20 protein-coding genes are annotated in these 21,314 nt (G+C 44.9%); 8 read left to right on the top strand and 12 right to left on the bottom strand.

The window, feature by feature from the left end; all coding sequences use genetic code 11:
- The first annotated feature begins 62 nt into the window (after positions 1–62).
- Positions 63–773, top strand: coding sequence for a DnaA inactivator Hda (gene hda / locus SSED_RS12780; RefSeq protein ID WP_012142785.1), 711 nt, complete (start codon positions 63–65; stop codon positions 771–773).
- Positions 774–848: 75 nt separating this feature from the next.
- On the opposite strand, the gene SSED_RS12775 is transcribed toward hda, so the two are convergent.
- The 4 genes from SSED_RS12775 to bepA all read right to left on the bottom strand — a co-directional run bounded on the left by SSED_RS12775 (position 849) and on the right by bepA (position 5,356).
- Positions 849–2,777 (bottom strand): hypothetical protein, encoded by a 1,929-nt coding sequence (locus SSED_RS12775; RefSeq protein ID WP_012142784.1) that lies wholly within the window; start codon positions 2,775–2,777, stop codon positions 849–851.
- Positions 2,778–2,954: 177 nt separating this feature from the next.
- On the bottom strand, positions 2,955–3,326 hold the full coding sequence (locus tag SSED_RS12770) for a DUF2069 domain-containing protein (protein WP_012142783.1): 372 nt from the start codon (positions 3,324–3,326) through the stop codon (positions 2,955–2,957).
- A 14-nt stretch (positions 3,327–3,340) separates the two neighbouring features.
- Positions 3,341–3,691 (bottom strand): arsenate reductase (glutaredoxin), encoded by a 351-nt coding sequence (gene arsC, locus SSED_RS12765; RefSeq protein ID WP_012142782.1) that lies wholly within the window; start codon positions 3,689–3,691, stop codon positions 3,341–3,343.
- Positions 3,692–3,895: 204 nt separating this feature from the next.
- Positions 3,896–5,356 (bottom strand): beta-barrel assembly-enhancing protease, encoded by a 1,461-nt coding sequence (gene bepA / locus SSED_RS12760; RefSeq protein WP_012142781.1) that lies wholly within the window; start codon positions 5,354–5,356, stop codon positions 3,896–3,898.
- A 326-nt stretch (positions 5,357–5,682) separates the two neighbouring features.
- Here bepA and SSED_RS12755 point away from each other — a divergent pair, with 326 nt between their 5' ends.
- Both SSED_RS12755 and SSED_RS12750 read left to right on the top strand, forming a co-directional pair.
- On the top strand, positions 5,683–5,904 hold the full coding sequence (locus SSED_RS12755; RefSeq protein WP_041422150.1) for a sulfurtransferase TusA family protein: 222 nt from the start codon (positions 5,683–5,685) through the stop codon (positions 5,902–5,904).
- A gap of 30 nt (positions 5,905–5,934) precedes the next feature.
- Entirely contained in the window at positions 5,935–7,020 is a 1,086-nt protein-coding gene (locus SSED_RS12750) for an AI-2E family transporter (protein WP_012142779.1), read from the top strand.
- A gap of 125 nt (positions 7,021–7,145) precedes the next feature.
- Here SSED_RS12750 and SSED_RS12745 read toward each other — a convergent pair whose 3' ends face one another.
- On the bottom strand, positions 7,146–8,033 hold the full coding sequence (locus tag SSED_RS12745) for a LysR family transcriptional regulator ArgP (RefSeq protein ID WP_012142778.1): 888 nt from the start codon (positions 8,031–8,033) through the stop codon (positions 7,146–7,148).
- Positions 8,034–8,164: 131 nt separating this feature from the next.
- Between SSED_RS12745 and SSED_RS12740 the strand changes: the two genes are divergently transcribed.
- Positions 8,165–8,773 (top strand): LysE/ArgO family amino acid transporter, encoded by a 609-nt coding sequence (locus SSED_RS12740; protein WP_012142777.1) that lies wholly within the window; start codon positions 8,165–8,167, stop codon positions 8,771–8,773.
- A 131-nt stretch (positions 8,774–8,904) separates the two neighbouring features.
- Here SSED_RS12740 and bcp read toward each other — a convergent pair whose 3' ends face one another.
- Together bcp and SSED_RS12730 are read right to left on the bottom strand one after the other, a co-directional pair.
- Positions 8,905–9,375: a thioredoxin-dependent thiol peroxidase gene (gene bcp / locus SSED_RS12735; RefSeq protein WP_012142776.1), complete on the bottom strand. Its 471-nt coding sequence runs from the start codon at positions 9,373–9,375 to the stop codon at positions 8,905–8,907.
- Positions 9,376–9,397: 22 nt separating this feature from the next.
- A complete protein-coding gene (locus tag SSED_RS12730) occupies positions 9,398–9,937 on the bottom strand; it encodes a glycine cleavage system transcriptional repressor (protein WP_012142775.1) in 540 nt (179 codons plus the stop codon).
- Between the two features lie 298 nt (positions 9,938–10,235).
- Between SSED_RS12730 and dapA the strand changes: the two genes are divergently transcribed.
- From dapA to SSED_RS12710, 4 genes are all read left to right on the top strand, one after another.
- On the top strand, positions 10,236–11,120 hold the full coding sequence (gene dapA / locus SSED_RS12725; RefSeq protein ID WP_012142774.1) for a 4-hydroxy-tetrahydrodipicolinate synthase: 885 nt from the start codon (positions 10,236–10,238) through the stop codon (positions 11,118–11,120).
- A gap of 3 nt (positions 11,121–11,123) precedes the next feature.
- Positions 11,124–12,245 (top strand): NlpB/DapX family lipoprotein, encoded by a 1,122-nt coding sequence (gene bamC / locus SSED_RS12720; RefSeq protein WP_012142773.1) that lies wholly within the window; start codon positions 11,124–11,126, stop codon positions 12,243–12,245.
- A 265-nt stretch (positions 12,246–12,510) separates the two neighbouring features.
- Positions 12,511–13,596: an efflux RND transporter periplasmic adaptor subunit gene (locus SSED_RS12715; RefSeq protein ID WP_012142772.1), complete on the top strand. Its 1,086-nt coding sequence runs from the start codon at positions 12,511–12,513 to the stop codon at positions 13,594–13,596.
- Positions 13,593–16,688, top strand: coding sequence for an efflux RND transporter permease subunit (locus SSED_RS12710; protein ID WP_012142771.1), 3,096 nt, complete (start codon positions 13,593–13,595; stop codon positions 16,686–16,688). The genes SSED_RS12715 and SSED_RS12710 overlap by 4 nt, the downstream gene beginning before the upstream one ends.
- A gap of 126 nt (positions 16,689–16,814) precedes the next feature.
- Here SSED_RS12710 and SSED_RS12705 read toward each other — a convergent pair whose 3' ends face one another.
- From SSED_RS12705 to kdnA, 5 genes are all read right to left on the bottom strand, one after another.
- The gene (locus tag SSED_RS12705) at positions 16,815–17,498 is read right to left on the bottom strand and encodes an LOG family protein (RefSeq protein WP_049772113.1); all 684 of its coding nucleotides are present in this window, start codon (positions 17,496–17,498) and stop codon (positions 16,815–16,817) included.
- 297 nt (positions 17,499–17,795) lie between these two features.
- The gene (locus SSED_RS12700) at positions 17,796–18,032 is read right to left on the bottom strand and encodes a DUF2897 family protein (protein ID WP_012142769.1); all 237 of its coding nucleotides are present in this window, start codon (positions 18,030–18,032) and stop codon (positions 17,796–17,798) included.
- 41 nt (positions 18,033–18,073) lie between these two features.
- Positions 18,074–18,811, bottom strand: a complete 738-nt coding sequence (gene kdsB / locus SSED_RS12695; RefSeq protein WP_012142768.1) for an 8-amino-3,8-dideoxy-manno-octulosonate cytidylyltransferase KdsB — start codon at positions 18,809–18,811, stop codon at positions 18,074–18,076.
- A 118-nt stretch (positions 18,812–18,929) separates the two neighbouring features.
- Complete coding sequence (gene kdnB, locus SSED_RS12690) at positions 18,930–20,000, bottom strand: 3-deoxy-alpha-D-manno-octulosonate 8-oxidase KdnB (RefSeq protein ID WP_012142767.1); 1,071 nt, start codon at positions 19,998–20,000, stop codon at positions 18,930–18,932.
- A gap of 85 nt (positions 20,001–20,085) precedes the next feature.
- Complete coding sequence (gene kdnA, locus SSED_RS12685) at positions 20,086–21,270, bottom strand: 8-amino-3,8-dideoxy-alpha-D-manno-octulosonate transaminase KdnA (protein ID WP_012142766.1); 1,185 nt, start codon at positions 21,268–21,270, stop codon at positions 20,086–20,088.
- Positions 21,271–21,314: the final 44 nt, after the last annotated feature.

Here is a 21,314-nt window from a genome sequence, read left to right as displayed (position 1 = left end):
CATGGGTACTCATGTTAAAATGGGTATCTAAGTTACATAGCGTGAAACAGAGAAGTATCTGAGTGAAATCGAACTCACCTTTACAACTATCATTACCGGTACACCTGCCTGATGATGAAACATTTAATAGTTATTACCCTGCAGCGGGTAATGACGAACTCATTCAAAGTCTACAAGCCTGCGCCGAAGGGCGGGCAGATCGAAGCGTTTTCTTATGGGGACCGGTCAAGTCAGGCCGAACACACCTTATGCATGCCGCTTGTGCTCATGCGAACGATTTAGAGCGAAGTAGTTTTTATCTGCCTTTGGGTATTCATGCAAGCATATCGCCTATGCTTCTCGAAGGTTTAGAACAGCTCGATCTTATCTGTATTGACGATGTCGATGCCATTGCGGGCCATCCCCTCTGGGAAGAAGCTATTTTCGATCTTTATAATCGCGTTTCAGAGCACGATAATTGTTCTTTGATTGTTAGTGCGAGTGTTTCGCCAAATGATTCAGGTTTTGCACTCCCTGACCTCGTATCTCGAATGCAGTGGGGATTGAATTATCAGTTACAACCCATGGCCGATGATGAGAAGTTAGCCGCATTACAACGGCGGGCCGCTATGCGCGGACTACAGTTACCCGAAGATGTAGGACGCTTTCTATTGAACCGTTTAGCAAGAGATTTAAGAACCTTGTTTGATGTGTTAGACAGACTGGATAAAGACTCCCTCGTTCACCAGCGAAAGCTAACCATTCCCTTCGTAAAAGAGATGCTTAGACTGTGATTTTCGAAGTATCGATTTAAATGTTTTAACAAAGCGCGACCCAAGATTGAGTTGCGCGACTGAGATCCGCTTTCCCTAATTATCTATTTTATGCCTGTCGCCACTGACTCTGAGTTCTGGTATTACTCTCTGTGTGTGATTACTGATAGGAGCCTGTTTTGAGAGGTGCTCAGAGTCAGATGAGATTGACAGAACCGGTGAAATCGTTAAATTATCTAACCAGGACAACCCTTGAGTCATCTGGATCGGATCAGGAAGCGCCCCGACTAAGGTGTTACCATCGAGTTCTGGTAATATTTCATTAATCACTAATGCTGCTCTGGCTTGAATCGTATCCTCTCCTATTCGGCCTCTCTGGCCCCAATCAACAAGAATGTTACTCGCGGTAGGGCTATCCGGTTTATCCGTTATACCGACATCACGTAAGATCCTATATCGATGGCTCATCATCGCCTCTTCAAACAGCATCGCCGTATCTTCACGTTTGGTTGAATAAGCGTAATAACCTGTTGCCCTGTCTGTTGAGAAGAATTGTGTAATATCGGCAGGTAGATAGGCTTTTTGGATAGCAGTAGCCGCCTGACCACGGAAGCTTACATTCGCCAGAGAGGTGAGTTCATCACTGTACAGTGGATATTGAGCTGTAACCTTATCCGATACTAATTCACCAGCAAGGGATCTTCTATTGTAGTGGTCGAGTAAGGTACCACCTTCGATGCTATCGTGTACTGAACGCGGAAAGAAATCATTTGCATGGGCGAGTTCATGATAAAGGAGTGACGAAAGCTCAGGGGACAATTCAGCCATGGTCCGATGGGTGCGGGTTTCTCTAGGTACACTGTAGGAGACATATTGGTTATCTTTTACATAGCGCCAAGGCATAATAAAATTTAACTCGTTGCCGAATAGACTTCGGTAATCAGCGGCCTCATTAATGACGTCACGTTCCTGGGCAAGTAGCCAAAGATCATTTGGATCCAGATAGATCGCGCCGGTTAAGGCCCAGTAGAAAGAAGGACGAATATCGTAACTAATCACGACTGCCGTTACTGATTGTAATAGCTTGGAAAAGTCAGTCGCCGGATCCATTTCATTCAGAAAAGCCTCAAAATTTTCCCCCATCCACTGATGAGAAACCAGTAATCGGTCTAGAATTTTATTCTTGTCCGGTAGCGCTTGTGTATGTCCTATCAATGGCAGCTGCTCTATGCTACAAGGTGCGGTTAGCTGGTTAGAATAAACACAGCTTTGCAGATTACCGGCATAGGGAGTATCGCTTTTGTAAGGATGGGTTCTGGCTATCGGTTTATCAAAATACTCAGAGGTGATGACTTGTTCATGGGTAATGAGAGCAATGACGTCTGAAGATGTTTGAACTCCACCAATGGTAGCCGTCGCTCTAAGCTGGCTTATCGTATCAGTGTTAACCTCTGGGGCAATGAATTGTGGGGTTTCGATATTACTGGTATCGAGATTAAGATCCGGGCCCGCGGCGATACACCAGCTTAAATCGGATGGGATTTGACCATCGACTCTGTCGACTCTGAAGCTGACGTTATTTCCCTCTACTACCTGGTGATCCGAGCGAACATTTAATCTGCTTACCGGGCCTTCCTGAATCGTTAATTCAATATTTTTCTCTAATAACAACTCATCTCCGCTAACGGTAACGGAGAAAGTGTAACTCCCAGGCTTCGTTGCCTGAAACGCTAAGACTTGGCTCTTTATCGATTTTAAAATAAGAGCCGGTCCCGTTAACTGTTGCCAACTGAAGTGTAAACCGTCGCTATCTTGGTTGTTTATTCTTGCGATGATGGCAGCCGACTGATTAACCTGGTAATCCTCCTCAACTAAAAACTCTAAATCAGACCCCGTTTCTATGCTGGTTAACTGCGATTGCAGTTCACAACGAGGAAACGTGGGCATGGGCTCGCCATCATCTGAGCTACCACAGGCGATTAAGGATAATGTACTGACTAACATGACTGTTTTTAAGGTGTTCATTCCAGACATTTCCCCGAATTATTATTATTTTAAGCTGAGTAAATAAAAATATAGCACGTAGTATGGGGTTCAGAAAGTGAAGATATATTGTTCGATTAAAGAGGCGGTGGGGTGAGGGTTTAAAGGAAAACAAGCGCCATGAGGCGCTTGCTATTTTAAAAACTAATTTATCTCTTTTTACTTTGCTTTCTTTTTTAATCCCAGACCCAATTCACGACCTCGAATGCGGGCGTAAAAAGGAAATCCGACCAGCAATGCACCTAGTAGCATGACTTCGGTTAGGGCAAATAGCAGATGTTCATCTGTTACATAGAGTAACGTTAATCCATGTAACATATATAAACAGATGATGAAACTTCCCCAAGCATAGGTATAAGGCTTGCCGGTTAAGACACCTTTTAGCGGCAGCAGGAGTGGTATTATCCATAGCGCAGCAAACGCTAGAGAGTATTCTCCCGTTATCCCTTTATTGATAAACCAAGCACTTAATAGAATGACCAGAGCCATATAACCTGCCCGGCATAATTTAAATAAGGTGTTAGAGCTCATTAGGTTACCTTAACTTATAATATTGAAAGCACGTTTTCAGGTGGTCGGCCAATGGCGGCTTTGTCATTGGCGAGCACAATTGGGCGTTCGAGCAGTTTTGGTGTTTGGATTATAGCCTGGATAAGTTGTGCTTCTGTGAGATTAATATCTGCTAAGCCTTGCTCTTTATATTCTACTTCTTTAGTGCGCATCAATTCGCGAGCACTGATATTGAGCTTTGCCAATAAGCCTTCGATTTCACTTCTGACTAATGGCGATTTCAGGTACTCCACAACTTGAATTTGACAGTCTTGTTCTTGTAACAACGCCAGAGTTTGACGGCTTTTTGAACAACGTGGGTTGTGGATGATAGTAACTTGAGTCATTGGATATACTCTTCATGTGAAATTTGACGCTATCATACTTTAAAAGGTGAGCAAAGTCACAAAAAGCCATAAGCTAGAGCACTGATGGTTTTAGTTTTATTGTGCTTTTCTATAGGGTTATCGCTAACTCCTGAGGAGGAAAGGATTACCATTCAACGACCCGAACCGATGAGAGCATCAGTCCGGGTGACTGGGGGCATACTATTATTTTAACTCTTCTAAGGCTCTATTTGATTGTTTAAACTGACGAATTCGGGCTTCAATTCTTGCCAGTTGTAGAGGATTATCGGCTGATAACTTATAAGCAAAGTTTAATTGATCGATGGCCCCTTTATAGTCTGCGCCCAAAGCCATTGATTCAGCACTCACGAAATGCTCCATCGCTTTATTTCCCGTCTTTTTATAGGCATCTCTCAGTAAAAACAGGGGAAGCTGATTTTGTCTATCCAGAAAAATCATATCCTCTAACAGAGGAATGGCTTTAGTCGCTTGGTTCGATTCAATATAAACATTCGCCAGATTGGTATTGACCACTTGCGAAGTGGGCTTTAGTTTTCTCTGAGTTTCAAGCAGTGCAATCGCATCATCATTGGCTTTTCTTTCTACCAGAAGATCTGTCTTTGTATCTATGTAGAATAAATTATTTCTATCTTCCTTTAGAAGATTGTCTATGATGATTTCAGCCTCATCGAAACGCTCGGCTCGAAACAGTGCTAAGGCTTTTCCATACAGAGCGGCATTTTTAAATGTGTAGCTACGCTTTTTTAGTTGGGTGTCAAACAATGCCAACGCCGCTTCTTCGCTGTAACTTGAAAATCTAACCTGAATACGGGCCTTTGCCAGCTGAAAGTCGATGTTATCGGGTACGTACCTGTGAGGGTATTGAGTCGCTCGGTTTCTTGCCTCTGTGATACGGGATTCAGGAAGCGGGTGGGTCAACAGCATCTGCGGAGGCTTAGTTGTAAAACGGTAACGGGTGGCCAGCTTTGCAAAAAAGTCAGCAGCGCCATTTGGATCAAACCCCGCATCGACTAAAATTTGCATCCCGATCCGGTCGGCTTCTTTCTCGTGTAGGCGGGTATAGTTTATCTTGGCTTGTGTCGCTAATGCTTGTGTCGTTGCTAACGCCGCCATGCCAGCCTGAGGCGATGCAATAGTCAATAAGATAGCACCTAACATGCTTACCATGGTTGCGGTTGAGCTTTTCTCTTGTGCTTCTAATGAGCGGGCTAAATGCCGTTGAGTTACGTGGGTAATTTCATGCCCTAATACCGATGCGATCTGACTTTCGTTGTCTGCATTGAGAAATAAGCCTGTGTGAACGCCAACATGGCCGCCGAAGAAAGCGAACGCGTTGATCTCATCATTTCTTAACAGGAAGAAGTAGAAGGGGGTTTTCACACCAGTGGCATGAGCAACCAGCTTGTTGCCTAGCTCCGTGAGATATTGACTCAGGACAGGGTCGTTGAGAATAGGAGCCGATGAGCGGATAACCCGCATGTAGGCGTCACCATATACCGTCTCTTTCTCGAGACTAAAGGTATTAACGGCGGCGGTTCCAAGATCAGGGAGGTCGTTATTAGCTAGACTCAAAGGCGCGGTTGCACAAAAAATAAGTGACAATGCACCTGCGAGAAGAGATTTTGGCGAAGTAATTTTACTCAAACTGATCCTTAAATTAGGGCTATGTTGTCCTAAGAAGACAATCTAAAAATGTTCTGCAGCAAATTGATTTTACCCGCAGAGTAACTCTTAATCCATATATGTTTTAGTATGAGCTACACAGTGAAACAAATGTAAATCTGTGTTCGCTTACTCACTATATCAAGCACTAAGCTATAGTTGAAAGTCTGATTTAATTAATACTTTTTTATGAAACAGTTTAAAACTTGGTTTTGTTTCATCCTTATCTCTTACTATCTTATGGCATAACTTGTGGTTTGCCGTGCAACTTAGGATAATGGCTTAAGTTTATTCATAGCATGAATATTATGGTTTCTATCGATTTAACGGCAATACGTTGTCCATTAGCTTTAGTGAAAGTAAAACTCGCATTAAAACAACTTGAAGATGGAGAGGTACTTTGTGTCTCTTTATCTGACATTGGCTCTAGGCAGGATGTTCCCCGTTTTTTAAAAAAAGTCGGATATCGCTATTCTGAGGTATGTAATGATGAGAATATGCTGACAATAAAAATATCTAATCTTCGTTAGAACGAGAATGTAAAATTTCAGGAATCTTGAATGTTAAATTTATTAACTACTTGGTATAAAGAGCGATTTAGCGATCCTCAAGCGGTAACCTTAGTTTTTATATTGATGGGGATCGCCCTTGCAATTTACTTTGCTGGTGGCTTGTTGGCGCCATTGTTGGTGGCATTAGTATTGGCCTTTTTACTCGAGTGGCCCGTTGCACAGATGATTAAGGTTGGAATGAACCGGACGACTGCAGCCTCGGCGGTGTTAGTCCTGTTTATTGGCACTATGCTGCTGATAACCTTCGGTCTTGTTCCCAGTATTTGGAAGCAGGGGCTAGCGTTGATCACGGATCTGCCAACCATGCTGGATAAGGGACTTCATACGGCCCAGAGCTATGTGAACCAGTATCCCCAGTTTGTGAATCCCGATCAGCTCGATACTATGGTGGGTGAGCTCAAGAAGATGCTCGATACTCAACATCTGCTCGATATTGGCAAGCAGATCATTGGCTATTCGGCCTCCTTACTCGTATTGATGGTGTACGCTATTCTGGTGCCTTTATTGGTCTTTTTCTTTCTTAAGGATAAAGACGAGCTGATAAAGGGCAGTAAGCGGTTTATTCCTACTAACCGAGAACTTGCCCGCAAAGTTTGGTATGAGATGCATCAACAGATCTTTAATTATATCCGGGGTAAGGTGATAGAGATCATTATTATTGGCGGCGTGAGTTATGTTTTCTTTGCCATCATGGATCTCAGGTATGCAGCACTCCTGGGCGTACTGACAGGATTATCAGTGCTTATTCCCTATGTAGGTGCGACGTTAGTGACCTTACCCATAGCACTCGTGGCATTTTTCCAGTGGGGGATAAGCCCTGAATTTGGATATCTGATGTTAGGTTACGGTATTATTCAAGCTCTGGATGGTAACTTACTGGTTCCAATCCTCTTCTCTGATGCGGTCGATCTTCACCCTGTGTTTATTATCGCCGCAGTACTTATCTTCGGTGGTTTATGGGGAGTATGGGGAGTCTTCTTCGCGATACCTTTGGCGTCGTTGGTGAAGGCGGTATTAAATGCCTGGCCAACACCAAATTCTCAAGTCAATGGCGTCGAACCGAAAACCGAGTAGGCCCAGCCTAGGCATGGTAAAAGAAAAGGGGCTTTGGCCCCTTTTTTTGATCATTTTAGCTTAACAGGCCAGCTTGGTAGCTTTTGCTTTTTGGCTGTCGAGATGTTCAGTCAAAAGTCGACACGCTAGCAAAGGGACTGTTTCGCCGTGACCGCCAGAGAACGATATACTATGGTCGTTTGTTTGGCCTTAATATTCCAGTGCTGCCAATAGAGTGGTACACGCTTCCTTTTCCCTGGCGTTATCTCGACAAGCACGCCTTTTTCAAGCAAAGGTTCTGCTTGAAGGTGCCCCACCAGTCCATATCCTAATCCCTGTATGATGGCGTCGAGAAAGCTCTCCGATGAAGGGATTTTATGTTCACGCCAACTTCCCGGGGACATCTTGAAATATTTACGTAGGTACTTCTCATGCAGCTTATCTTTGGTTGAAAAAACAACCGCAGGGGCCTTTTCGAGTGATGTTTGACTAACATTGACCGGGAAGTACTCTTGGATGAACTCTGGCGTCGCTACGCACAGGTACTCCATTTGTCCCAGGTATTCGCTGCTGCATCCAGCCAGTGGTGCCTGAGTTGTAGTGACACAGCCCACAGCTTCACCATTCTTCAATAGATTGTGGGTATATGATTCATCATCGACAATCAATTCCAATAGCCACTGATGGCGCTTAAATACTTCACATAGTGCCGGAAGGAACCAAGTGGCCAGACTATCGGCATTAACGGCAATTTTAACTATGGTAGGGAGTTTGGGGTCATCGGCATCCATCTCAACACTCAACTCACTTTCTAGAAGCTGAACTTGTGAGTAGTGCCGAAGTAGTCTCTTCCCCATAGGTGTTGCTTCCACAGGGTTTGAACGAATCACTAAGGCTTGTCCAACTCTCTCTTCAAGCTGTTTAATTCGCTGGGAAACGGCAGGTTGAGTGATACAGAGCACCTTAGCCGCGCGATCGAACCCTCCTTCAGATATAACGATTGAAAGGGCGCGTAGATGTGCGTAATCAATCAAAGTCGCTTCTCCATAAATTAAGGTTTTATTATAAGTTTTACTTATACACCATAAAAAACATTAGTTATATTTATTTTTGTTGTTTAGGTAAACTTGCGATCAATTAGTAGTATGACGTTGGAACAACACAGATGCAGGCATTTATTCAGGGTGTAGGAATTGGCGGAAGCCTTATTATGGCGGTAGGCGCACAAAATGCGTTTGTACTTAAACAGGGGCTTAAGCGTTCACATTCTTTACCCATAGCCGCATTATGTTCATTGATCGATGCCTTGATGATAACGGCTGGTGTCGCAGGCCTTGGGCACTTGATATTAGCCTTTCCTTTGATTAAGGATATTGCCAGCATAGGCGGGGCCATCTTCTTGTTGGTTTATGGTGCGAAGGCATTAAAGTCTTCGTTTAATGAGCAGACGATTTCGGAAGGTGCAACTAAAGGGGCTGAAACACTTAAGGCTGCAGTACTGACGACATTGGGTATTAGCTTTCTCAACCCTCATCTGTATCTGGACACTGTAGTGTTGCTTGGTAGCATCAGTGCACAGTTTGAAGGAGTGGATCGCCCTCTATTTGGTGCCGGTGCCGTGCTGGCCTCGTTTGTGTGGTTTTTTAGTTTAAGTTTTGGAGCGAGATATTTAAGTCCGCTATTTCAAAACCCTAAAGCCTGGAGCTATTTAGATAGATTTATCTGCATGACGATGTGGACCATTGCGGCGGTCTTGATCTGGCCTTACTTATAAGTTCAGTGGCCATTGATGGGAGCCTTTTATAAGAGGCTCCTTGTAGTCATATTATAGAAAGTCTCATCATAGAATGCCTTCATACAAAAATGCCCGCTATTGCGGGCATTTTTGTGGGTATTATGGTCTGTTTAAGCATCTTTGAGATGATTAAGGACTACGTCGTGGTGCTCTTTCGTTTTGAACTTATTGAATACATGAGTGACTTTACCATCTTGTCCGATCAAGAAGCTTAATCTATGGATACCGTCATAGATTTTTCCCATAAACTTTTTCTCGCCCCATACTCCGAATGCATCTGCAATAGCATGGTCTTCATCGCTTAACAGGGAAAAGTTCAGTTCCTGTTTCTCGGCAAAACGGCTCAGTTTAGGCACAGGATCAGGGCTAATGCCTAATACCGTTACATTCAGCGTATTGAGCGCAGTTTTACTGTCTCTCAACCCACAGGCCTGTACAGTACAGCCTGGAGTCGATGCTTTCGGGTAAAAATAAACGAGTACCGGGCCGCTCTCAAGGCATTGTGATAGTGAGATGGGCTGATCATCTTGGTTTTTTAGCTCGAAAAGTGGGGCTGAGTCGCCCTTTATCAATGTGTTCATTGGTTTTCCTGTGCGGCCTCGATTATTTTGATGTTATGCCTTGCATACGCTTGATTGTGCACTCTAACGCGACTTCATCTGCGAGTTCATTAATGCTGGTTTCTAATTTATCCAGATCAACTTTCTCTGGAACATTAATGGTGAGGAAAACGTTTTGAGACGGGTCGCCTTGATCATCTTCATCGGCATGGGATCTCACGGCTGCCAGATCCAAGGAGCGGTCGGCAAGAAATTGAGTTATCTTCTTCATGGTGCCGCGTTGGTTGCTACCACTGAACGTGACTTCGAGTCTGGATATGTAATTTTGAGCTGTATGCTTCGAGGTTCGCTTCATTACAGTCATCAATTCGAGTTCTACACTGAGACTCGGAAGATTTGTTTCAACTTTAGTGATTGAAGCCCAAGAGCCGGATAGCATCATGATTAATGTGAATTCGTTACCAAATAAGGCCATTCGACTATCGACAATATCGCAGTCGCATTCACTTGCAAGTCTTGCAAATTTACTGACAATTCCAGGGCGATCGGCACCCAGCGCAGTAACAACAAGATGGTTGGACATGAATTCTCCTTATCTATTCGAATTATTAGAAAAAACGTAATATGTAACACCACGTTTAATAACAGCCGCTAATGTTACCATAAGTTGCGCAAGATGAGATCCCCATCTTATCCCTTGGGGTCTCCAAAGTGTTAGGCTCTGTGGTCTGCATATTGAATCAGATTGGCAATATCTATCATTTAAAGTGTTGAAAACTTTTCATGATGAAAAAGTCTTAACGCTAACCAAACGCTGAAATGCTTGTTTTTAGCGGTTAGCATCAGTACCATAGCGAATCCTGAATTCTTGGGGAAGTCACATGATAAACGGAAGCATCGTAGCCTTAATCACACCAATGAATAGTGATGGCTCAGTAGATTACAAAAGTCTTGAAAATTTAGTTGAGTACCATATTGCTGAAGGTACAGATGCCATCGTTGCCGTAGGCACCACAGGTGAGTCTGCTACTTTACCTATTCCTGAGCATATCGAAGTCGTATCTCAGACTGTAAAATTTGCCGCGGGCAGATTACCTGTCATTGGCGGAAATGGCGGAAATGCAACGGCCGAAGCCATAGAGCTAACCAAAGCCCAGTCTAAATTGGGGGTCGCCGCCATGTTAGGTGTGACTCCTTATTACAACAAACCTAGCCCTAAAGGGATCATCGCGCATTATAAAGCCGTTGCCGCGAGTACCGATATTCCTCAGATACTCTATAACGTACCGGGTCGTACCGCTGTCGATATGTTACCCGAGACAGTGGCTGAATTGGCTGAAGTGCCAAATATTATCGGTGTGAAAGAAGCTACCGGTGATCTTAGTCGCGTTAAACGTCTACGTGAGCTATGTGGAGATGATTTTCTTCTCTATAGTGGCGATGATGCAACGGCCAGAGAGTTTCTGACTCTGGGCGGCGATGGTGTCATTTCCGTTGCTAATAACATAGTACCGAAACAGTTTAAAATGATGTGTGACGCTGCATTAGCGGGTAATGTTCAGGCTGCGATGGCGGCCGAAGATTCAATCAAGGGGCTATTTAGTGCTCTGTTTTGCGAAGCGAATCCAATACCTGTGAAGTGGGCAGTTCATCGAATGGGACTTATCAGCCAGGGCGAAATCCGTTTACCTTTAACGGAACTTTCTACTGAGTTTCATGGTCTGTTGTTAGATGCAATGAAAAATGCTCGAATTGAGGTTAAATAATAGATGTTAAAGCAAGTGACTCCTTTAGTACTCATCGCTGCCGTTACGGCCTGTAGTTCACCGGTGGAACGCAGACAAGCGAATGGTGGGGACGAGTACACCAATGTGAAAGTACAACCCGCTTTGACCATTCCAGAAGGGTTAAATGCTCCTACTTATAGTAAAGAATTTGATATTCCGAAGCTTAATTCGAAGGCCGATGACAAATTGGTTGGTAAGCTTTTGGATATCAGACCGCCATTGCAAGTGTTACCCATGGCGGAAGGCACTCATGTAGAAGAGAGTGGTGATAGCATCAAGATCGTTGTCGAGTCCATCGATAAAGATGTCGATCTGAAACAAGAACTCTATACCGTGTTGAATAACTATTTGGCGAGTCAGTCGATTAATGTTCTCAGTGAAGATTATGACAAAGGGCTAATTGAAACGGATTGGATTGAAAACGAGGAAGTGATCGACTCCAGTTTCTGGGGCAGTGATGAGATCTATCAACTTCGTCAACGCTATCAGTTTGAGGTGGATGTTCGTCCCCATGGACGCAGTGGTAACATAGCCATAAACTTGATTGACCATGAAGAAAGTTTTGATGGTAAGCAGCAAAATATCCTCCTGAGTGGCGAAGATAAACGTCGTTATACCATTGATATGTTGAACAATGCTGTAGCTTACATGAGTGTAAAACGCTCTCAGGCTATCAAGGCCAAACGTCTCAGAGAGAGTCTGGGCATCGACGTTAATGTCGTAAAAGGTGCACCTGCAACTGTTGAAGGTGAGGCGGCTGAACAGTCTTATTGGTTAGCCGATGCGCCGTTCGAACGTACCTGGGATAGATTACGTATCGTATTACCGGAAATGGGTTTCGAAATTGTTGATATGGACAGTAATAAAGGCCTTTATTACATCAATGTTAATGACGATTCAGGTTTCTGGAGCTCACTATGGAGTGAAAAGAAACTCCCTGTTGAGGAAGGTTCTTATCGAATGTTACTAAAAGAGGGTGACAGCGAAGATAAGACGCGCATCTACCTCCACAACTCAGAAGATAAACCCTTGGATAATGTAGTGGTCGAAGCTGTGTATGAAGGCTTCTCTGAGCTTATGCAGGAAGATCGTAAAATTCGATAGTTAATATCTGTACAATAGAACCTAAAAGGAGGCTTATGCCTCCTTTTTTTTATTTTTAAATAGTCGACTCGGCTAGAGTAAACGACTCGATAAAGCCTATATCCCAGTAGTTATCATTAATAATCTCACCTCTGTTCGAGTATACCAATACCTTAAGTTGGTGTAATGAATGTGTTTAATTGTAAGTAAAGGTAAAACAACTTGATGCTGTGTTATGCATGGGTAAACTGTCATGTATCAAAAGAAGTAGTGTCTTGGACAGTTAATGAAAAAAATAATAATAATGATCATTTTGGTCTCGGTGGCTTGGTTTGCTTACCAGGAGTTTTCTCCCAATTCCCCCTCTCAAATAAAAAAAGCCAGGCCTATTGCTAATGTCGTCGTCGCCAAAGCTGCTATGGAGCAGGTTAGGGATGAGGTCGAGGCGCTAGGTACCAGTAAAGCCTACGAGTCAATAACGGTAACCCCTAAAGTTACAGAGGTAGTGACGCAAATTAATTTCAACGATGGTGATAGTGTTGAGAAAGGACGCTTACTTGTCCGGTTACAGGATCGAGAGCAAGTTGCCAGAGTCACAGTCGCAAGGGTACGCGTGAGTGACCATATGAGAGAACTTGAACGGATCCGCTCGCTGGTTACCAGCCAGACAATTGCAGAACTGGAAAGAGACAGGCTTCAAACCTTAATCGACACCACGAAAGCCGAGCTGGTCCAGGCGCAGTCGGCGCTAAAGGACCGCACCATTACTGCCCCCTTCAAGGGCCGATTAGGTCTACGTCAAATCAGCGTGGGTAGCCTGGTCTCTCCGGGGACTGTGATCACCACATTGGATGATATTTCGATAATTAAGCTGGATTTTTCAGTTCCCGAGCGTTTCTTACAGTCCTTAGCAATAGGTAAAAATGTGGAAGCCACCGCGGTAGCATTCCCCGATGAGCTGTTTACCGGTCAAGTGGTCTCAATTGATAGTCGTGTTAACCCAACGACCCGAGCCGTGACGGTACGCGCGGAGATCGGCAATGCTAAGCATCGACTCCTGCCCGGCATGCTGATGAAAGTAAAGTTGATCAAGGAGAGCAGACAAGCCTTGATTTTACCTGAGTCTGCCATCATCCCAATTCAGGACAGACATTTTGTCTATCTCGTGAATGATGAAAATGTAGTGTTTAAGAGAGAGGTTGAACTTGGACTGAGAAAGCGCGGTTGGGTCGAAGTGCTTACAGGGGTCGAGCTGGGTGAGCAGGTGGTGATCCGGGGTATTCTCAAGGTGAGACCCGGTGACAAGGTTAAAGTCCAATTTAGTGAGAAATTTAGTTTTTTAAAAGAAGCTAAGGTAGGGCCTACCGCATGATTTTAACTGATCTGTCGGTAAAGCGGCCTGTCTTTGCCTCTGTGATAAGTATTCTGCTTATCGCTTTTGGCCTCGTCTCCTTCGATAAGCTCCCGTTAAGAGAATATCCCAATATTGATCCACCCGTGGTATCGATTCAAACGAATTATCGCGGTGCAAGTGCATCTGTGGTCGAGAGTCGTATCACTCAGCTTGTGGAGGACCGTATCAGTGGCGTCGAAGGTATTCGCCATATTAACTCCTCGAGTCGGGATGGGCGCTCCACTGTAACTTTAGAGTTCGATGTCGGAAGAGATATTGAAGCCGCCGCTAACGATGTTCGTGACCGCGTCTCTGGTTTACTCAATAACTTACCCGAGGAAGCTGAGCCGCCAGAGGTGCGAAAAGCAAATGGTGGTGATGAAGTCATCATGTGGTTAAATTTGGTGTCCGATCAGATGACGACATTACAGCTGACCGACTATGCGCGCCGTTACCTGACCGACAGGTTGTCTGTCATCGATGGTGTTGCCAATATTCGCATCGGTGGTGGTAAGGTCTATGCGATGCGGGTTTGGATCGATAGACAGGCACTCGCAGCGCGGGATCTGACCGTGGCCGATATCGAAAAAGTGCTTCGCTCTGAAAATGTTGAGCTTCCGGCGGGCTCTGTTGAATCAAAAGAGAGACATTTCACCGTTCGCGTCGAACGAAGTTTTCGAACCGCCGAAGATTTTGCCAGCCTGGTGCTCACCGAAGGGGATGATGGTTATCTGGTAACATTAGGCGATGTAGCAAAAGTTGAAATAGGCTCGGAGGAGGAACGCATCACCTTCAGGGGGAATCGTGAGGCTATGATAGGCTTGGGGATCTCCAAACAATCCACAGCCAATACCCTGGACGTTGCCAGGGCGGCTAATGCACTCGTCGATAAGATAAACCCGACATTACCTGCCGGTATGGAGATTAAACGTTCATACGACAGCTCTGTTTTCATCGAAGCCTCGGTAAAGGAGGTGTATCAAACCCTCTTTATTGCCATGTTTCTGGTTATCGTGGTTATCTATCTTTTCTTAGGTAGCGTACGCGCCATGCTGATCCCCGCAGTAACGGTACCCGTCTCGTTAACGGCAACCTTTATCGTGTTATACGCCCTCGGGTACACGATTAACCTGCTGACTCTGCTAGCCATGATATTGGCCATAGGTATGGTCGTCGATGATGCCATTGTGGTGCTGGAGAACATTCATCGCCGTATTGAGGAGGGGGATTCGCCGCTTAAGGCGGCCTATCTGGGGGCGAGGGAAGTGGCGTTTGCCGTTGTGGCCACAACGCTTGTACTTGTTGCCGTATTTATGCCGATCACCTTCTTAGAGGGCGATCTGGGTAAGCTATTTAAAGAGTTTGCAGTCGCGATGAGCGCGGCCGTGATCTTCTCGAGTATCGTCGCGCTGACCTTGAGCCCCATGATGTGCTCGAAACTACTTAAACCAGCGGGTGACGATCCCTGGCTTGTCAGGAAAGTGGATGCAGGAATGAACTATGTATCGGCTCAGTATCAGGCTCTGGTTATTAAGTTGATGCGTTATCCGCTGATGGTTAGCTCTCTGGTATTAATAGCTCTGGCATGTAGTGCATTTTTAGTTAAAGAGGTGCCTCAGGAGTTTGCGCCAAGAGAGGACAGGGGCTCAATGTTCCTCATCGTAAACGGCCCTCAAGGCGCGAGTTATGAATATATTGAATCCTATATGGATGAAATTGAAAATCGATTGATGCCTCTTGTCGAATCGGGTGAGGTAAAACGCCTGCTGATCCGTGCACCGAGAAGTTTCGGCCGCAGCGCCAACTTCTCAAATGGTATGGCCATCATAGTACTCGAAGATTGGGCTCAAAGACGAAGTGCATTTGAGATCACCGGGGATATTCGTCGCCGTCTATCCGATCTCGCCGGAGTCAGAGCCTTTCCTGTGATGAGACAGGCATTTGGCCGTGGCGTCGGTAAACCGGTTCAATTTGTACTGGGAGGCCCGAGCTATGAGGAGATTGCAAGGTGGCGGGATATCATCCTTGAGAAGGCGAAAGATAACCCTAAGCTGGTGGGGTTAGATCATGATTACAAAGAGACGAAGCCACAACTTAGGGTCATCATCGATAAAGACAGGGCCGCCGATCTTGGTGTCTCCATATCCCATATCGGCCGAACATTAGAGTCTATGTTGGGCTCTCGTCTGGTGACGACCTTTATGCGTGATGGGGAGGAGTATGATGTCATCATCGAGGGGAATCGGGATAATCAAAATACCGCATCAGATCTTGAGAATATCTATGTTCGTTCAGACCGGAATAAGGCATTGATCCCTCTGTCTAACTTAGTCAGTGTCGAAGAGTTTGCCGATGCGAGTCAGCTAAACAGATACAACCGTATGCGCTCTATTACATTGGAAGCAAACTTAGCCGACGGTTACAGTTTAGGAGAAGCGCTGGATTACCTTAACGAGCTATCGAGTACTTATCTGCCGGCCGAGGCGGTGATCAGCTATAAGGGGCAGTCACTCGATTATCAGGAGTCGGGCAGTTCGATGTACTTTGTCTTTATTCTTGCACTCGGGATCGTCTTCTTGGTGCTGGCCGCACAATTTGAGAGCTTCATCCATCCCATGGTTATCATGTTAACCGTTCCTTTGGCCACACTCGGTGCCTTGGTCGGCTTATGGTTAACCGGACAAAGCCTGAACATTTACAGCCAGATTGGTATCATCATGTTGGTGGGGCTGGCGGCTAAAAATGGTATCTTGATCGTCGAATTTGCCAATCAGCTCAGGGATAAAGGGGTTGAATTCGAAAGGGCAATTGTGCAGGCGTCGGCGCAACGATTACGTCCTATTTTAATGACCGGGATCACAACCGCTGCCGGTGCCGTACCTCTGGTATTGGCTCAGGGAGCGGGGGCTGAAACCAGATTTGTTATCGGGGTCGTGGTGCTATCGGGGATAGTGTTGGCCACTATGTTCACCTTACTCGTGATCCCTGTGGCCTATTCGCTATTTGCACGAAATTCAAGTTCACCCGAAGCTGTTGCACGCGAACTGGCAAAAGAGTTAGAAATAAAGTAATTACATAAATACAGCGTTAGATGTGTAAAGTAGCAAAAGGCCTGTCAGTGAAACTGGCAGGCCTTTTAATTGTTCTATAAAGGTAAATGGTTAGCCGAGCGGTATATCCCGCAACCTACAAACTTTCTAGTTTTCAGGATAATAGACCGTTTTGGCACGCCTTATTTTCAGCATCTTATACTTTCTATGTTGCACCATGATAGATATCACCTCTTCAATATCATCGGTTACTGTGAGCAACTCCAGATCTTCCGGTGAGATGAGGCCATGTTTAAGGGGTTGAGCCGCCATCCAGTCTAATAGTCCCTGCCAAAAATCAGTGCCGTAAAGCACGATGGGTATGGGGTAGATTTTATTGGTCTGCAATAAGGTCAGAGCTTCAAAGAACTCATCGAAGGTGCCAAACCCTCCTGGCATACAGACATACCCCATGGAGTGTTTGACAAACATGACTTTTCTGGCAAAAAAATAGCGATAATTCAGGGAGATATTTTGATAGGGGTTAGGTGACTGCTCCATGGGGAGATCTATGTTCAGCCCAACCGATTTAGCCTGATTTTCATTGGCTCCTTTATTACCCGCCTCCATAATTCCAGGACCGCCACCTGTGATGGTGGCAAACCCCTCTTGGGCTAAACGCCGTGCGAGCTGCTCCGCTTTTTCATAATAGATGTTGTCGGGAGTGACCCTCGCTGAACCAAAAATCGATATGGCAAAGCCTAGATCTGAGAGGGCATCAATGCCTTCGGTAAACTCTGCGATAATTCTGAATAGACGCCATGACTCATCGCCTTTGAAATCATCAATCATACTTTCATACTCGATAGTTTGTTGTGATAGTTCATTGTGATAGTTCAATGGAAAGAACAAAATCAATATGAAGAGAGAGTGTCGACTTATTCTAAGTCTAGGTCAGAGTGATTAAATTCGCAGGATTAACAATTATAATTTATTTGTTCCGGGAAAAAATTGATTTAAACAGAGAGCTTGGGGAAAACTAATTGCTGGATAGGGGATACAAAAAAAGCTTACAGCTTAACTCTATAATAAGAATAAGCTATAAGCCTTTTTCACTTCTTCTACACCTTATACCGATTGGTATAATGACTAGTTGTCAGTATTGTGCTTGTCTGATGAGGCAAGATCTGCGTCTTTGTCAGAGTTGTTTTCGCTGAGCTTTTCAGCTTTATTGGCCTCATCTTTAAGTTTAGATTTTGGCTTAACTTTATGGTCCTTGCCAAATTGAGGCATCTTATATTTGGTACTGTATTTCAAGACTGCAAGGTTACTTGCAATCACACCAATCACTAAGATGATGATGAGCCAGGTTTCAAGATCTGACATCGACACTCCTCAATATGTAAACGATCAATATACTAAGTCGTTTAATCGACCGCTAAACGAGACTCACAGACTCGAATATCTTCGGGGGTATCAACTTCCGGAGAATCAAAAGCACTGATAGCGACCTTGATTTTATAGCCATGTTCGAGCGCTCTGAGTTGCTCAAGTTTTTCTAAATCTTCTAAACGTCCGAGGGGTAACTTAGCAAATGTAGAGATAAAACTTCTGGTGTAAGCGTAGACACCTAAATGCTTATAAACAGGATAGTCGTTGGTATCTCTGCCGAACGGGATACGTGCACGAGAAAAATAGAGTGCATTAAACTCGTTATCGAATACCATTTTAACGTGCTTAGGATCGTCGAGTTCACATTTTTCAGTGATCTCAAATCCTAAGGTTGCCATTCCAAATTCTCCTGGATGGCGTTCAAACAGGCTGATTATCTGCTCGATAGAGATGGGGTCGATTAAGGGCTGATCGCCTTGCAGGTTAACCACAAGATCATCATCTTTCAGGCCTAATTGCGTAATGGCATCTTCGATACGATCTGTACCAGAAGCGGCGTCAGGACTCGTCATGACTACTTTCCCACCGAATCCTTCGACAGCGTCTTTAATGCGGTCATCATCGGTTGCAACGTAGATAGCGGTTAAGCCTTTTGCCAAAGATGCACGTTCATAAACATGCTGGATCATTGGCTTACCGTTAATCGGCGCCAAAGGCTTGCCAGGGAAACGGCTTGAGCCATAGCGAGCTGGGATTAACAGAGTTACGTTCATTCGTTATACCTATTGGTTTACTTTTCAACAAGGGTTTTCTAATCGAAAAGAGTTTACTGATCGACAAGGATTTATTTATAGAAAAAGGGCTCAATTGGAGCCCTTATCACTTTAGAGACTAGATGCGGCGGAACAGTTTAGTCAGCATCTCGTCGGTCACTTTCTCTTCCCAACCTTCGCCATAAACGTTATCCCAAAGTGGTCCCATGCTCTTAGTCACGGCGACCATCTTAGCGATCGTTTCATCGGGAAGATCTTTACAGATGTTCTTCGGGAGCACGATGTTGTGCTTAATCATCATCTTACGGAACTCTGCAACGCCTTCAGGGTAGAACTCTTCGAGTACATCGAAGGCAAGACAGTTACCGATACCATGATGGTAGCCTAAGACATAGCCCAGACCATAAGAGACGGCATGACAGGCACCGACCTGGCTATACGCGATACTCATTCCGCCCATATAGGAGGCCATCATCAACTTATCGGCTTTTTCAGCATGATCGTCGATGTAGACTTCACGACATAGATCCATCGATTTTTCAGCGAAAGCCTTGGCAAATTCGTTGAGGTAAGTCCCTTCCAGTGACTCAACACAGTGAATATAGCAATCCATACCGGTGTAGAACCATTGATCGGTTGGCACACCGGCAATGAGCTCTGAGTCCATGATGATCTGATCAAATACTGTGTAGTCTGAGTTTAGACCCAGCTTACGAACAGGACCACAAAGCACGGCAGTACGAGACGCTTCAGCACCCGTACCGGAGACAGTTGGTATACCGATATGGTGAATAGCCGGGTTCTTAATCAGGTCCCAACCTTGGTACATCGCTGAGCCACCTGGGTTAGTTAGCATCAGCGAAACGGCTTTTGCTAAATCCAGTGTCGAACCGCCGCCCAGTCCCACAACACTGACTGGCTGATTTTTGCTGAAAGCTTGAACTTGTTCAGTTAAGGCATCGACTTGCTTAGTCGTTGGCTCGTCGTCAACGTTGACATAGATAAGCAGATCATGAGCTTTTACCGGAACACGGCCACCCAGTGGCTTGTCCTGATGCACATCATCGACAAGAAATACGACGAAATCTTCTTCTGCTTTACGTTCTTCGCCCAAGACTTTATCAAGGTCGGCAAATGAACCACGACCAAAAATCATTTTGGGTACGCATTTGAAATTTTTAAAACTCATTACAACATTCTCCGTTGAGATTAGTACTGTAAAAAGTGAAATTGCGCCTCAATTAAGGCGCAATTGAATGATATGGTTTGAGAACTTAAGCAAAGGCTTTCTTAATATTCTCAATACGCTGTGCGATCTCTTCTTCAGTCCAAGACAGCTTGATCAACATAGAGATAGTTCGGCTCATGATCGCATCAGATTTTGGTACCGACACGTTAGTATAGTCAGGACGGTCTTCAATTAATGTGATTGGCAGGGCAGAGCAAGACTTGAGTTCTTGAATGTGTTTCCAATTACTTAGGTAATGCCAGTTGTTTACATACCAGTAGAAGCAACCGTCGACGCCATTTTCAGCCAGCTTCTTGTTGATCTCTATGGTACGTTCTTCGGTTGGCATCATAAAGGTCAGGAAACCCGCTGAATCACCTTCGGCATCTGGTAGTTCGCGGAAAGAGAGTTCAGCGATATCTTTTATGCCATTTTTGATGGTGTTTTTGTTTTTACGTTGAATATCGATAATGGTATCGAGTTTACGCAGTTGAGCAAGACCCATTGCTGAGTTCATCTCAGAGATACGGAAGTTCAAGCCCATAATGGGGTGATCTTCGGCGCCACGATCGTTACCAACATGGTCATGACCATGGTCTGAGAACATGTGAGAGTTTTTGTAGATGGTTTCGCTGTTCGTGATCACAGCGCCGCCTTCACCACAGGTGATGGTTTTTACCGAATCGAATGAGTAGCAACCTACGTCACCGATAGTACCCAATGCCTGACCTTTATAGGTGCCACCAATTGCCTGACAGGCATCTTCTAAAAGAACAAGGTCATGTTTTTCACATACGGCCTTAATCTCGTCAAGCTTGCCCATAGAACCACACATATGAACTAAGTTAACCGCCTTAGTACGTGGTGTGATGGCGGCTTCAATACCTTCTGGAGACAAACAGAGAGTCTCATCGATCTCAGCAAAAACGGGCACCGCACCAGCCATAAATACGGCTTCTACAGAGGCGACGAAAGTGAAAGGAGGAACGATGACTTCGTCTCCGGCACCAATACCTGCAGCGGCAAGTGCCGTTTGAAGAGCTGCAGTACCGCTTGATAGAAGGTGCGCGTGATTAACATTCATCTTTTCACACAACAACTGCTCCATTTCACGCGTCTTCCAACGATCATTACGCATATGATCGAAGTTATAACGGAAGGTGAAACCGTTCTCCATTACATCTGCAACTTCCTGCTTCTCTTCAGGACCAAATAATTCAAAACCAGGCATGGAAATTTCCTTAGAATTCGCTGCGCTTTTTGCGCGAGAAATAA

The sequence above is a fragment of the Shewanella sediminis HAW-EB3 genome (assembly GCF_000018025.1).
Lineage (GTDB): Bacteria > Pseudomonadota > Gammaproteobacteria > Enterobacterales > Shewanellaceae > Shewanella > Shewanella sediminis.
The sequence above is the reverse complement of the archived record's forward strand: the minus strand, read 5'-3'. Positions and strand labels throughout refer to the sequence as shown.

Excerpts from the sequence above, each read along its gene's own strand:
- SSED_RS12775 (WP_012142784.1), bottom strand. The coding sequence starts at position 2,777 with ATGAACACCTTAAAAACAGTCATGTTAGTCAGTACATTATCCTTAATC.
- SSED_RS12770 (WP_012142783.1), bottom strand. The coding sequence starts at position 3,326 with ATGAGCTCTAACACCTTATTTAAATTATGCCGGGCAGGTTATATGGCT.
- arsC (WP_012142782.1), bottom strand. The coding sequence starts at position 3,691 with ATGACTCAAGTTACTATCATCCACAACCCACGTTGTTCAAAAAGCCGT.
- SSED_RS12755 (WP_041422150.1), top strand. The coding sequence starts at position 5,683 with ATGGTTTCTATCGATTTAACGGCAATACGTTGTCCATTAGCTTTAGTG.
- SSED_RS12750 (WP_012142779.1), top strand. The coding sequence starts at position 5,935 with ATGTTAAATTTATTAACTACTTGGTATAAAGAGCGATTTAGCGATCCT.
- SSED_RS12740 (WP_012142777.1), top strand. The coding sequence starts at position 8,165 with ATGCAGGCATTTATTCAGGGTGTAGGAATTGGCGGAAGCCTTATTATG.
- bcp (WP_012142776.1), bottom strand. The coding sequence starts at position 9,375 with ATGAACACATTGATAAAGGGCGACTCAGCCCCACTTTTCGAGCTAAAA.
- SSED_RS12730 (WP_012142775.1), bottom strand. The coding sequence starts at position 9,937 with ATGTCCAACCATCTTGTTGTTACTGCGCTGGGTGCCGATCGCCCTGGA.
- dapA (WP_012142774.1), top strand. The coding sequence starts at position 10,236 with ATGATAAACGGAAGCATCGTAGCCTTAATCACACCAATGAATAGTGAT.
- bamC (WP_012142773.1), top strand. The coding sequence starts at position 11,124 with ATGTTAAAGCAAGTGACTCCTTTAGTACTCATCGCTGCCGTTACGGCC.
- SSED_RS12715 (WP_012142772.1), top strand. The coding sequence starts at position 12,511 with ATGAAAAAAATAATAATAATGATCATTTTGGTCTCGGTGGCTTGGTTT.
- SSED_RS12710 (WP_012142771.1), top strand. The coding sequence starts at position 13,593 with ATGATTTTAACTGATCTGTCGGTAAAGCGGCCTGTCTTTGCCTCTGTG.
- SSED_RS12705 (WP_049772113.1), bottom strand. The coding sequence starts at position 17,498 with ATGATTGATGATTTCAAAGGCGATGAGTCATGGCGTCTATTCAGAATT.
- SSED_RS12700 (WP_012142769.1), bottom strand. The coding sequence starts at position 18,032 with ATGTCAGATCTTGAAACCTGGCTCATCATCATCTTAGTGATTGGTGTG.
- kdsB (WP_012142768.1), bottom strand. The coding sequence starts at position 18,811 with ATGAACGTAACTCTGTTAATCCCAGCTCGCTATGGCTCAAGCCGTTTC.
- kdnB (WP_012142767.1), bottom strand. The coding sequence starts at position 20,000 with ATGAGTTTTAAAAATTTCAAATGCGTACCCAAAATGATTTTTGGTCGT.
- kdnA (WP_012142766.1), bottom strand. The coding sequence starts at position 21,270 with ATGCCTGGTTTTGAATTATTTGGTCCTGAAGAGAAGCAGGAAGTTGCA.